We start from the raw sequence: 13838 nt of genomic DNA, 5'->3' as shown, positions 1-13838 counted from the left end.
TTGACCTCCAACCAGTCCTTTTTTAGCGAATTTCTTACATTTCTCTCTTTAGCTCAAATCACTAATTTCATATACTGGCTTTTTATTTTAATTTTGACGTGCACTTAATGTCTTCGCAGTTATCTAAAGAGCAACTTTTCGCCTTATTTGAAGAGATCAAACAGGAGCAGGCTAATCAATTTCCTTTGTCTGAACGTTTTCTTCGTCAATACTTCAATTCAGCTTTACTTGCGAAAGCTAAGGAGTATTTGAAAGACGAGCAAGTCTGTTACCTTCAACACAGCGAAAACTTCGCGCAAATTGATGCACAGGTATTGGGAAATTACGGCAATACCTTCACCCAGCACATCAAAATAAACCAAACGCAAAGTAGCGTTTCGGTCGAAGCAAACTGCTCGTGTTCAAATAATCCTAAATGTCGGCACATTGCTGCGGTATTACTCAAACTTAAAATTGAACATTCTGGCGGCTTTGGTGAGGCTTATTTAGTTAATGACTGGTTTAACGAACTAGGGCAGTTGCAGCAAATTGATAAAGCAGATGCAGAAAACGTCTTACTCTTCGTGTTAGAGCCTCGAGCAAACGAAATCCTTGTAAGTCCAAAGGTATCGCCAAATCGGCCCGACGGTGTTTACCCCTTAGGCCGAGTGTTAACCGAGCAACAGCTCAATAGCCAGGTCGCTCCAGCTGGTCTATTAGAAAACGATTTTCGCTTATTTAGCTGGATCCGCTCGCAAAATACACCGGGTCATTTTGAGTTATTTGGCGTCTGGGGCTTTAATGCACTCACACAACTTGTGCATACCCATCGCTGTTTTTATCGTAACCAGCGCCAACCTTTGGAGCTAGGGCATAAGCAAACGCTTGATTTTTACTGGCATCAAGAAGGCAATGAATACCAACTTAAAAGCCGTCTAGCGAATGTTGAACACTGGCGCTTGATTAAAACCGAACCTCCGGTGTATCTAGATACTGAAAACTTGGTCGTTGGCAGAATTGAGTCAGAGCTTACCGCGCAGGAAATCGCCCATCTTCATACTATGCCTACCATCACGGCTGAAAAGCTAGAGCAGGTGATGGCGCGTTTCCAAGATATCTTTACGGATGATGTCATTGCGCCTCCTGCTGGGTTTTCGCAGTTAGCGAGTAAGCAATCTAATGTTGCTAAGCTTATAAAACTAGATAGGCCAAATAAAATTCGCTTTGCAATTGAGCCGCTTGGAAAAGGCGCGACGAAAAAGCAATTAGCAAGGCTGGAGCAGGTACTCACTGGTCTCGGCTTTATCCATGAGGGCGACGAATTTTTATTACCAACTGAGGATGGCGTTGAAGTCCATTGGTTTAACAGGGAGATCAGGCCGCTTTTGCAGGGTAAACGTTGGATTGTTGACGAGCTGCCAAGCAATGGCCTCGTTGTTACACCAAAAGTGCTGTTAAGCCTTAAGAGAGATAAGCAACATCATGTGCTTGGAAAGGTGATGTTAGATGACAAGCCCGTTACGCTCAACTGGGATAAGCATCCGGTTCATGAGCTTAACAACCTCGCCCATGAATATCGCTACGTCGAAATTGGCGAGCAGTTCTATGCCATTAGCAAATCCATATTTGATGAATTGCTGGAGCTGAAATCTCGTTTTAGTTATTACCTTTCGAGCTCACAATTTAAATTTCCGTTGTCGTATGCCAAAAAGCTGTTTGAACTGACGCATATTCATGCTGACTCAGACGATCAAAAGCTACTTGAGTATCTCGCTGAGCTAGATAAACCGATAGAAAATCTTGACGTGATCCCTGCCAGCGAAGGACAGAGCTTCACCCTACGAGATTATCAAGTGCAAGGTGTTAACTGGCTTAAGTTCCTTAATCGTCACCAGTTAGGTGGCATTCTGGCCGATGATATGGGCCTTGGAAAAACGCTTCAGGTTATTGCTTACTTTATTTCTCAGCATAATACGCTAGTGACACAACCAAGTTTAATTGTCTGTCCGACGAGTTTAGTGGGGAACTGGCGTGACGAATTTAAACGTTTCGCACCGCATCTACCTCTCACTATTATTCATGGTTCCAATAGAGAGGAAGCACTCACTAACTTGTCAGGTGCACGATTTATTCTAACGACGTATCCGCTACTTAAGCGCGATGTGGCGTATTATAAAGGGCTAGATTTTGATTCTATTGTGTTGGATGAGGCGCAATATATTAAAAACGAAAGCGCACAAATATCTAAATGCGTAAAGAGCCTATCCGCGCGTTTTAAACTTTGTTTAAGTGGCACACCGGTAGAGAACAATTTACTCGAGCTTAAATCGCTGCTCGATTTTGTCATGCCTGATGTGCTGGGTACTAAGCAGCAGTTTAAGCAACACTTCCAGATCCCAATCGAAAAAGAACAAGATCGCCCTAGAGCTCGAGAACTCAGATCGCTGATCGCACCTTTTATTCTTCGTCGTACCAAAGCTGAGGTAGTGAAAGAGCTACCCAATAAGACAGAACTCATCAAAGAATTAGAGTTCTCTGATGAACAACATAAGCTATATCAAGGTGTTCAGCACCAAGTAGAAAGCAAATTGCTCAATCTATTTCAGGAGCAAGGCGTTGAAAGAAGCAAGCTGGCATTTCTCGATGCCTTGTTAAAGTTACGTCAGATCTGCTGTCACCCACAATTGGTTGATAAATCACTGACCGACCAACATGGCGCTAAATTTGAGTGGCTTGCACAACACCTGCCTGTGCTACTCAGTGAGGGCCGTAAGATAATTATCTTCAGCCAGTTTACCAGCGTGTTAGATCTCATTGCTGAGCAGTGTCAACAGCAACAGTTGAAATACACTATGCTGACAGGGCAGACCAGACAACGGGATAAAGCCATTGAGGCGTTTACTCAAGGCAAGTGCAATGTCTTTTTGATAAGCCTAAAAGCAGGGGGAACTGGTTTGAATTTGACTCAAGCAGATACGGTTATCCATTTCGACCCTTGGTGGAATCCTGCGGTAGAAAATCAAGCAACAGATCGCGCCTATCGTATCGGACAAGATAAGCCGGTGTTCGTGTACAAGTTGATTATGGCGAATTCTATCGAAGAGAAAGTGTTTAAGATGCAGCGCGATAAGCAAGCCCTTGTTGACGCCCTATTTGCAGACTCTGGAGTCAATCTTGGTCAGTTTGATGAGTCGCAAATGCTAGCGCTGATAAAAAATTAAAAATAATTTGGAACTAATCAACAAAGGTGAAGGTCTATGATAGTGCTTGTTGTGACATTGTTGAAACAGTAGGCATATGTTGATTTTCCCCCTTTGTTACTGATTGTAATAAGCCAGCTTAATTAAGTTGGCTTTTCTTTTTTCTGGCTCTAGGGCCTGTTTATCTTTCAAGTTTGTTTTTGCAGCAGTTTGACTGGTGTTTATACAAGGCAGAGCCTGCGTAGCATAGTCATTCTATGTAAGTCTGGCGATAACATAGTAGAAATGCCAATCAAGCGCTGCCCTTTGGGTTCACCTGAGTGCGCTTTGTTCATTGTTGCTCAACTTTTGCCTAGATTACTAGGCGGCAAGTCGAGCGTCGCGATCAAAACACACTCAGAAGAACAAAAATCAAACAGCAAAGGTCAACAGGCCCTAAAACATCTTTCACTCCATTTTTATTCCATAATCTCGCGCTTTAATAACTACAACGGAGAAACGCCATAGACCAATTAGGATAACGTTATGCTTTGCTACGACGCGACAATTTCACACTTAAACTTTATTGAGACGCAATCAGAATCTGACTATGATCTACTTAATGAAGTTGCGAGTTCAGAAGACTTGTCTAGTATACTTACCATGTTACTGTTCGATGACACGCTTTCAGATAAGTTAAAGCGCCAAGTTAGACAACAATTGAAGAAGTTAAAAGCAAAGAGTAAATAAATCCTATGTCTACCTCATCAAGAATTTTGCTTGTCGAAGACGACCAAGATATTGCAGAGCAGGTGCTGTTGTTTTTTAGAGCATCCGGTTTTGAAATGTTTCATATTGCAGACGGTGCCGAAGTTGTACCTTGGGTAAAGTTAAATCAACCAGATGCAATCTTGATGGATATCATGTTGCCGAACCAAGATGGCGTAGAGTGTATGCGTCAAATTCGAGCATTTTCTGAAGTACCAATTGTGATGCTGACTGCCAAAGTGGCAGAAGCAGACCGTTTAAAGGGCTTAGAAGTCGGCGCAGATGATTATGTATGTAAACCTTTTAGCGCCGCTGAATTAGTGATGCGCATGAAAGCGATCTTACGTCGTTGTGTGAATACCAATGCGTATCAAAAGCCTATCGAAGTAAATCGGGAAGAATTAACGGTTAAACTGAATGGCAGTACATTAGGCTTAACCAAAGTTGAGTTTGACGTCTTTGCGCTTTTATATGACGCACCAAACCGTGTCTTTTCAAGACAGCAAATTCTTGATTATATTCAGCCGGATAACTTTGATATTTCGGATCGCGTAATCGACAGCCACATTAAAAATATCAGAAAGAAAATCAAAGGATTAGATTTATCTCCGAAAATTGTAGAGTCGGTATATGGCGCCGGATATCGCTACAATGGTCAACAGATCACTGAATGACTAAGTGATTGAAATTTATATCTAAGGTATTATCAAAGCAGAAGAACCGATGAGATCTCAATATGCTTTGGTCAATGCTCTCCAATACGCCTGCATGGTATAGTCTTGCGCTATTTGCAGGCGGTGCGGCTACCCTACTCCCCGTCGTTTGGGTTATGCGCAGCACTTTCAAGAATCAACTCAATAATCAACTCGCCTCCGAGCAAGCACTTAGGTCGCAACTAAGCCAAGCTGAGCAACTCACTGAGCAATTAAGAGCACAGCAACTACAAAGTCATGGCCAACAGCAGCAATTGCAAGCGAGATTAGCTGAGCGTCAACGGCAAGCCGCTGAATATCAGCAGCTGTGGCAGCGAGAGCTCGATGCCAAGGAAGAAATTCAAGTGCATGCTCATGAGCTAGAAGTTGAAATGGCCAATCTGCAAACCTTGCTGGAGCAAAAGCAACTGAGCTTTGAGCAGCAGCTCGCGCAGCTTGAGCAAGCGAAGGTCCAGCTGAAAGAAGAGTTTCACAATCTCGCGAATCAAATATTTGATGAGAAAAGCGAGCGCTTTAGTCATCAAAGCAAAGAAAAAATCCAGCAGTTGCTGCAGCCAGTACAAGGTGAATTAAAGGGCTTTAGAGATAAAATGGAAGCCATTCATAGTGAAGAGCTGAAGCAACGGGCGTCATTAAAAACCGAATTGCTGCACTTACAAGCCAACAATAAAGCCATGACCGAGCAAGCAGATCGTTTGACCACGGCGTTACAAGGGCAAAAGAAAGCACAAGGCAACTGGGGCGAACTCATGCTCGAAAATGTGCTAGATAGCGCTGGGCTACGTCCGGGTTACGACTATCAGCGAGAAGTCAACTTTAATACCGACGAAGGCAAGTTTCGCCCTGACGTCGTGGTTTACTTACCGCAATCTCGTCACCTGGTAATTGACGCTAAAACCTCATTGAATGCCTATACAAGGTATATTAATGCCACAACCGATAGTGAAGCGAATCAAGCCATTGTGGCACACACCGAAGCCATCACTGCACGGATCAAAGAGTTGGGTAGTAAATCTTATGAGCGCTTACCAGGTCTTAACTCCCCAGAGGTGGTCATCATGTTTATCCCTGTGGAATCTGCATTTGTTGAGGCGGTTAAGCATAAGCCAACGCTTTATCAGGACGCTTTACAAAACAATGTATTGGTGGCAACGCCAACAACGCTTTTAACCAGTCTTAATATCGTTAAACAGTTATGGCGTTTTGAAGAGCAAAGCAAGCATACCAGAGAGCTGGCGCTTCGAGCTGAGAAGTTTTATAACAAGCTCAATAGCTTCCTACATAGTATGGAAGGGGTGGGTAAACAGCTTGATAAAGCAAAAGAGAGCTACGAGCGAGCGTTTTCTCAGTTATATATGGGTAAAGGCAACTTAATTAAGCAAGCTTCTGAATTTAAAGAACTAGGCGTTGCCGTAGTCAAGGAGCTACCCGAAGAACTCGAAGAAAAAGCTAAACTTGAGCTCGAGCCGGTAAGTCAGCTTGGCAACCACGATAGCTCGAAATAACGCTTGAAATCCAAAAAAACAAAAAAGGCCCATTGGGCCTTTGAACGAAAGATAAAAGAATTTAACCTGAAATGATTAAGGTGTCTTGCACTTGGCATAGTCACTGTGGCGTGGCGTATCCGAATACAAGTGCATATAAAGCGCAAACTGGCTGACATCACGCCAAACATTGCTATTGGCCGGTGGGCATAGTGACTGCTCGATATAACCCTTCAGTGCCTGTCCCGTTAATGTTAATTTAGTCGGGATACGGATAAACACATTGATGTCATCTTTACTGGTTTTTAAATGTGAGAACTGCCAGCTTCCAACCATATACTGTTTGGTAAAGTAGCGGTTGATACGCATTTGGGATTCTTTACTAAGCTGCTGAGTGGGTGCCTCAGGCGTTTCGGTAACAAATGCCCATGCACTTATCAGTGAAATAATAGTGGCTAGTACAAAAGTCCAAATCACAGCTGGTGATAGTTTATTTTTTGGCTTTATTTGAAGTTGCTGCTGGTTCGCTCTAGATTCAACAATTTTCAACCATTCAGCATGTTTTAGCGTCCGTTGTGTCATTGGTACTCTCCGTTTCTGCATATTGGTATTTAAGCGCTTCAATGTGGAGTAAAGATGGAGTGAGTAAACATCAGACCAGTGCCCTTATGAGGTATAAGTTAGATCTAAAAATTCTTTATTGTCGATGAAAGAATAATTCTAAAATTCGCATCTTTTCTGATGAGAGTTGCTTAATCTTAGGGTGGTATTGAATTAGTAAGTACCAACATTTTAGTCTTAAGTCTAATGGGTGTCGTACCGAATTTGTGTTATTTACTTGGGTACCTATTCAGTCTTGATTTATCTTCATATCGACTAAATTAAGTAATAATCGGTCTTTTACAGACTCTGCGTTCAACATATTCACGGGACAAACTATGCAATTTATTAATAACAAGCTGGAAAACGCTGTTCGCAAGCCAATCTCGTTGGCTGTCGGTGCTGCGCTTCTTTCAACTATTTCAATTCATGCGCAAGCAGAAAGTAACAACACTGAAGCCAAAGAAAGTGTTGAAGTCATCGAAATCACTGGTACGCGAAGAAGTCTTCGTAGTATTGCCGAGAGCACGGTGCCGGTAGATGTGATTTCTTTAGAAGATATGCAAAGTACCGGTCAGCTGGAGCTGAGCCAAGTACTCACTACGCTCGTGCCAAGTTTTAACTTCCCAAATTCAACGCTGGCGGATAGTACGGATCACGCCCGTCCGGCAGTGCTTAGAGGTTTAGCACCGGATCACACCTTAGTGCTGGTTAATGGTAAGCGTCGTCATGCTGGCGCATTATTGAATTTAAATGGTACCGTTGGTCGTGGTTCAACGGCGGTTGATTTAAATACTATCCCAGCTGCCGCGATTAAGCGTATAGAAGTACTGCGTGATGGCGCTGCTGCTCAATACGGCTCAGATGCCATTGCTGGCGTTATTAATATTGTGCTTAAAGATGCCGAAGAAGGCGGCAGTATTAGTGTGACCTATGGTGAGCACGATACACAGATGGCAGGTGTCCCTGACTTATTACAAACCCGTGCAAACGCTGCGGGCGATTTAGATTTTGTGCTTGGAGATGACCGCAAGCGCAATGATGGCGGTACTACAACAATTGGTGCCAACGTTGGTTTTGCTTTAGGTAATGAAGGTTTTATTAATCTGTCTGCCGAATATAGAGATAAAAAACCGACTAATCGTTCAGGCTTTGATCCAAGAGAGCAATATACTCGTGATGAAAATGGTCAACTTGACTCAAGAGAGTTTTCATTCGATCGCTACAACCACCGTTTTGGTAAAGCTGAAGTGGAAGACTTTGCACTATTTTATAATGCGGGTTACAACCTAGATGCGGAAACCGAACTTTATTCATTTGGTAGCTACTCAACACGTGAAGGTAACTCCGGTGGTTTCTATCGTCGCGCAAATGACAGCCGCAACTTAACTGCGGTATACCCAGATGGTTTCTTGCCTCAAATCGTCAGCGATGTAGATGATTACTCTTTTGCGGTTGGTGTAAAAGGCACTCAAGGTGAGTGGGATTACGATATCAGTACAAACTATGGTGTGAATGACTTCGCTTTGGGTGTCGTAAATAGTTTGAATACTTCGATGGGGGTAACAAGTCCGACTGAGTTTAATAACGGCGCTTTAGTCTATTCACAGTGGCTTGTGAATGCTGATGCTAAAACGGCATTGGATTTGGGCTTACCGGATGACGTATTTTTCACGATTGGTGCAGAATATCGCCGCGAAACCTATGAAATTGAAGTCGGTGAAGAAGCGTCTTACCTCACCGTGCTTGATGCAGAAGGCAATCCCGTTGCAGCTGGTGGTGCGCAGGTGCTCGCTGGTTTCTCACCAGCAAGTGCTGTCGATGAATCTCGTCATAACATCGCTTTATTCGCAGAGTTTGATACCTACTTAACGCAGGACTGGAATGTCGTCTTGGCGGGTCGTTTTGAAGATTACAGTGATTTTGGCAGCACTTTCACCAGTAAACTGGCATCGCGCTATGTGGTGTCGGATAACTTTTCACTACGTGGTGCAGTAAGCACAGGTTTTAGAGCGCCTTCATTGGCTCAAACGTCCTATAAATCAATTGCTACGGTATTTGAAAATGGCGTACCGAGTGAAGTTGGCCACTTCCCTGTTGATACGCCAGCTGCAAAAGCGCTGGGTGCTCGAGAGCTTGAACCGGAAGAGTCGGTCAATATGACGGCGGGCTTTGTCTACACACTAGACGCGTTCTCATTTACTGTGGATGCCTATCGAATTGACATCGACGATCGCATCGTCCTTTCTGAGAACTTGGGCGGTCCTGAGGTCATTAATATTTTGCAGCAAGCGGGTGAGCTTAATACGCAAAGTGTAAGGTACTTCACTAATGCTATCGACTCGCGCACTCAAGGTGTGGATATCGTAGCAACGTACAGTTTTGATCTTGCCGACTACGGTAATCTGCGTTTAAGTGCCGCGGTAAACATCAATGACACTGAAGTGACGCATGTAAAAGCAAATCCTGCTGAGCTTGAAGCCCTTGGTGACAGCTATGAGTACTTTGCTCGTCGTGAAATTGCACGATTTGAAGATGGAACACCAAAAGATAAGTGGAACTTAGCTGCAATTTGGCAATTTGGCGATTGGCAGACGACATTACGTGCCACACGCTATGGTGAAACGGTGGACTCTTCTAGCGCAGTAGAAGGCGATGAAGTATTAGACGCTAAATGGATCACTGATTTAGAAGTGGCTTATAACCTAGGTGACAACTGGAAGTTTGCTGTAGGCGCTAACAATTTATTTGATCAATATCCTCAAGATACTGTTAGTAATATTGGTTATACAACGTTTAACCAGATCTTCCCTTACTCTGCGTTCTCGGCATATAACACCGATGGTCGTTTTGTGTATGGCAATATCAGCTACCGTTTCTAAGCAAGCTCAGAAAGACAAAAGGCCAAGCATCTGCTTGGCCTTTTGTACTTTATGCTGGCACATCTACCGCGTGAGGTAAGTTTATCTGAATACACAAACCGCCATACTTCCCTGACTTCACTGTGATTTTTCCATTCATCGCTTCAATTAAGCTCTTACAAATAGATAAGCCAAGACCTGAGCCTCCTGTTGCACGACTTCTCGATGCCTCGACACGGTACAAGCGTTCAAACAGTTTGTTCTGCTCGGCCTCAGATACGCCTGGTGAGCTATCATCTACTTGTAGGAATAGTTCTTGTTTATTGACCACAGCTTTAAACCTTACCTTGCCGGGTTTATCTGTGTATAAACATGCATTCTTAGCAAGATTATCGATAACCCTATCTAGCTTTGGTTTATCAATGTAAATACTCATATCATCGACGTGAATGTCGGCGATAAATTGCAGCTGATTACTTGTTACTAATCTTTCAATATCGTACACATAGCTTTGGATAACCGTTTTCGCGCCATGCTGCTGGGGATGGATCACTAGCGCGTCATGATCTGCTTGAGACAATTGATATACGTTCGAGATCAATTCATTTAGCTGATTTATCTTGTTGTTGATCTTGGCATACGCAAGTGTGCTGTCATCAATAAGATTGTGTTCCATCGCTTCTATATGGAGTTTTAAGACACTGAGTGGCGTGCGTAACTCGTGGGAAATATCGGCCAGCATTTTATCTTTATGCTCAATATTCAATTGATACATTTTTGCTTTTAGCGCCGCATTTCTATGCTTGACGACAAAAAATCCGACTAGAAATAATCCAGCTAAAAAGGTCGAGATTGCAGTGATCACCCACATTTGTGTGGATAGCTTGGCGTTTTGTAAGTTAACCTCGGTTATGGCTTGTGCAGAGCGTGCTTGCTCCAGTTGTTGAGATTGAATAAGCGCGTCAATACTGGCTTTATAGGTACTTACTTGTTTTTCTAGTAATGTTTCATGAAGTTGAGTCTGTAGCTTTGAAGTCGACTTCATAAATTGAAAAGCTTGAGCGTATTCATGATGTGCAGCAAGCGTTATCGCTTTAAGGCGATGATATTTTTCGAGCAGCACCTCTGCCGTTTCTATTTCGGTTAGGGCGTCCAGCTTGGTGAGTAGTGTTTTTGCTTTGGCTAATTCTTTACGTTTTAGCCTAACTTCTAACTCCGTCAGGTAGGCGTAAAATTGTTGCAGTGTTGAACTGGTTTGAGTGGCATATTCAATGCCTGCAAGTGCATCCGACAGGGCATTGTCTAAGTCTGCCTTGGCTATATGGATCAATGCGGAGTTTCGATATGCCCTAGCGAGTGAAACCCTAGCATTGAGTTCTTTTAGAAATTCAATGGCCTCTTTTGTTTGCGCTAATGCTTCGTCCGTTTTACCGTTCTTAAACTTCAGCTCTCCCAAGCGAAGGGCCGTGCCTGCGACGTTGCGTAATTCTTTTGAAGCTTTATCTGCAACGAGAGCTTGTTGAAAGAAATACTCTGCATTTTCCTCATCCCCCATACGCACAGAAATATCACCGAGATTGTAAAAGTTAGCCCCTTGCTTTTCGTACTGATCAGTTCCTTTTAGTAATTCATAGGCTTTTAAGTGATATTGCATAGATTGCGCAAGCAGATTTCTATGGTCGGCAACAACACCTAGATTATTATAGGTTTGCGCCACTAAATTTGATTTATCCATTGCCTCGGCTGAAGCGAGCGCTTTTAAGTAAAAAGACTCGGCCTGCTCAAGCTGGCTTAAGTTACGATAGTTAATGCCTATCTCTCTGTATAAATCATACTTGCGCGCTTCGGTAAGGAAAAACTGCTTTTCGATATAGCTAAGAGTAGATATTGATTTCTCATATAAGTCTTGCTTTCGATAAATCATGGCCTGCAAATAAATCGCTTGATATCGCGTTTCTTCTTCTTCACTGACGCTGGCCGTTTCAATTTTAACTAAGGCTTCGGTGTATTTTCCTGCCTTTTCTAAATCTTCTATTTCCTTGATAACTGTATTCCCGGCCTGGCAATGCATCGCTGTAAGCAGTGCTACTGCTTTTATTAAGTTCTTAATGGGGGTCATGTATCAACTTCAATGTACTGTAATCAGTTTTATAGTTTTACATGGAAAAGTGGGGTAAATATGGAAAGTGTAAAGGGGGTTTACAGCAGAATGAAGTGCTTATAAATCTGAGGTTAGTCATATTTTGATTTTTAGTCAAAATAAACACAGAACAAAATTTTACTAAGTAAGTTAGTAAAAATGTGACCTGTCGCTGGTTTAGTTAGTAAAATTTTGGTTTGTGAAAGTGAAAAAAGTCACAAATGCGCTCTTTTTTGTCTGGATCTTAGATCTTTACTGTAAAGATCGGGATCGTTAGGTATTGAGTTAATAAAATTCTGATCTCAAATAGGTCTAGGTTAGTAAAAATATGATCTGAATAACTAATGTTGGTAAATACGTGATCTCAGTGACCAGTGGCTAGTAAAAATCTGATCCACATAGATAAAAGGGCCTGACGGCCCTTGCTGATTAAGGAACTATATAAGTCGTTATCTAAATCCAGTGTTTAGAACTGGTTCATGGTGTTGGCTTCACCGCCTGCTTTGAGTGCGTTCTCACCAGAGAAATACTCTTTGTGCGTGTCACCGATATTAGAGCCCGCCAAGTCTTGGTGTTTAACTGATGCTTGCTCGCGACGGATTTCTTGTCGTTGCACATCGCGTACATAGGCAAGCATACCCGCGTCACCAAAATAGCCTTCAGCCAGAATATCAGTACTGAGCGCTGCTGTATGGTAAGTTGGCAGTGTAATAAGGTGATGGAAAATTCCCGCTTCTCTTGCCGAGTCACGCTGGAAGTTTTGCACCAGTAGATCGGCTTCGGTTGCCAACTCGGTTGCGTCTAGCTCTGGCGCCATCAATACTTTTGCATCCGCGCTTGGGTTTGGGTATGCCGATAAGTCTTTACCTTGCTCCTGCCATTGTTGGTATACCTGTTCACGGAATTTTAATGTCCAGTTGAACGATGGCGAGTTGTTGTACACAAGCTTAGCGTTAGGCACTTGTTCGCGAACTCGGTTAACTAGCTCGGCAATTTGCTCGATATTTGGCTTTTCGGTTTCAATCCACAATAGATCTGCGCCTGATTGAAGACTGGTTACACAGTCTAGTACCACACGATCTTTTTCTGTGCCTGCTCTGAACTGGTATAAACCGTTGTCTAAGCGAACTGGCTTTTGCAGTTCGCCACTCAATTTAATTGCCATCTCACCTTCTTGTAAGTCAGCGGCCGAGGTAACTGGCGTGGTGTCTAAATAGCTAGTGTATTGGCTCGCAAGGTCGCCTGGCGCTTTTGATACTGGCACTTTTTGCGTCAAACTTGCACCCAATGAGTCAGTGCGAGCGACGATAACGCCATCTTCAACACCAAGCTCAAGGAAAGCATATCGTACAGCGTTAATCTTGGCTAAAAAGTCTTCATGAGGAACCGTTACTTTACCTGCTTGGTGGCCACACTGTTTTGCGTCCGATACTTGGTTTTCGATTTGAATTGCACAAGCGCCCGCTTCAATCATTTGTTTAGCTAAAAGGTAGGTCGCCTCTTCGTTACCAAAACCGGCATCAATATCAGCAATGATAGGCACGACATGGGTTTCGAAGTTATCGATTTTGTTAAGGATTTCAGTTGTGTCTTGGCCTTTTGCTCTCGCTGCATCAAGATCTTTGTAGAGATGATCTAGCTCTCGCGCATCGGCTTGCTTGAGGAAGGTGTAGATCTCTTCAATCAAAGCTGGAACCGCTGTTTTTTCATGCATACTTTGGTCTGGTAGTGGGCCAAACTCTGAGCGCAGCGCAGCAACCATCCAGCCACTTAGGTAGACGTAAGAGCGTTTTGTGGTTTTATTGTGACGCTTCACTGCCATCATCATTTGTTGCGCGGTAAAACCGTGCCAACAACCAAGCGATTGCGTGTATTGGCTGCTATCTGCGTCGTACGCTGCCATGTCTTCACGCATCACTTTTGCCGTGTATTTTGCAATGTCCAAACCGGTTTTAAAACGGTTTTGTAGGTGCATACGGCTGGCATACTCAGGACTGATAGACTGCCAAGTTTTTCCTTGGCTTTGGCATAGACTAGAGAAATGATCTAACTGAGTTTGATACTGAGACATAATTAGCTTCCTTTGAACGGGTACTATAAATCAAATTAAATTC

9 protein-coding genes are annotated in these 13838 nt (G+C 43.2%); 6 read left to right on the top strand and 3 right to left on the bottom strand.

Annotated features, from left to right (window positions below; translation table 11 throughout):
• Positions 1–107: 107 nt before the first annotated feature.
• The 5 genes from DS891_RS05785 to rmuC all read left to right on the top strand — a co-directional run bounded on the left by DS891_RS05785 (position 108) and on the right by rmuC (position 6144).
• Positions 108–3200 (top strand): DEAD/DEAH box helicase, encoded by a 3093-nt coding sequence (locus DS891_RS05785; RefSeq protein WP_174169153.1) that lies wholly within the window; start codon positions 108–110, stop codon positions 3198–3200.
• Between the two features lie 264 nt (positions 3201–3464).
• A complete protein-coding gene (locus tag DS891_RS24785; RefSeq protein ID WP_081489954.1) occupies positions 3465–3686 on the top strand; it encodes a hypothetical protein in 222 nt (73 codons plus the stop codon).
• 18 nt (positions 3687–3704) lie between these two features.
• Positions 3705–3908 (top strand): hypothetical protein, encoded by a 204-nt coding sequence (locus DS891_RS05780; protein WP_010376203.1) that lies wholly within the window; start codon positions 3705–3707, stop codon positions 3906–3908.
• Positions 3909–3913: 5 nt separating this feature from the next.
• Positions 3914–4600, top strand: coding sequence for a response regulator (locus DS891_RS05775; protein WP_174169152.1), 687 nt, complete (start codon positions 3914–3916; stop codon positions 4598–4600).
• Positions 4601–4662: 62 nt separating this feature from the next.
• The gene (gene rmuC, locus DS891_RS05770; RefSeq protein ID WP_174169151.1) at positions 4663–6144 is read left to right on the top strand and encodes a DNA recombination protein RmuC; all 1482 of its coding nucleotides are present in this window, start codon (positions 4663–4665) and stop codon (positions 6142–6144) included.
• Positions 6145–6219: 75 nt separating this feature from the next.
• Here the strand turns inward: rmuC and DS891_RS05765 are convergent, their stop codons facing one another.
• Complete coding sequence (locus DS891_RS05765; RefSeq protein WP_174169150.1) at positions 6220–6705, bottom strand: hypothetical protein; 486 nt, start codon at positions 6703–6705, stop codon at positions 6220–6222.
• A 356-nt stretch (positions 6706–7061) separates the two neighbouring features.
• On the opposite strand from DS891_RS05765, the gene DS891_RS05760 reads away from it, so the two are divergent.
• Positions 7062–9605 (top strand): TonB-dependent siderophore receptor, encoded by a 2544-nt coding sequence (locus DS891_RS05760; RefSeq protein WP_174169149.1) that lies wholly within the window; start codon positions 7062–7064, stop codon positions 9603–9605.
• 49 nt (positions 9606–9654) lie between these two features.
• Here the strand turns inward: DS891_RS05760 and DS891_RS05755 are convergent, their stop codons facing one another.
• Both DS891_RS05755 and DS891_RS05750 read right to left on the bottom strand, forming a co-directional pair.
• On the bottom strand, positions 9655–11703 hold the full coding sequence (locus DS891_RS05755; RefSeq protein WP_174169148.1) for an ATP-binding protein: 2049 nt from the start codon (positions 11701–11703) through the stop codon (positions 9655–9657).
• A 487-nt stretch (positions 11704–12190) separates the two neighbouring features.
• Positions 12191–13795, bottom strand: a complete 1605-nt coding sequence (locus tag DS891_RS05750) for an isocitrate lyase (RefSeq protein ID WP_174169147.1) — start codon at positions 13793–13795, stop codon at positions 12191–12193.
• Positions 13796–13838 lie beyond the last annotated feature (43 nt).

Source organism: Pseudoalteromonas sp. JC28 (assembly GCF_013319255.1).
Taxonomy (GTDB): Bacteria; Pseudomonadota; Gammaproteobacteria; order Enterobacterales; family Alteromonadaceae; genus Pseudoalteromonas.
The sequence above is the reverse complement of the archived record's forward strand: the minus strand, read 5'-3'. Positions and strand labels throughout refer to the sequence as shown.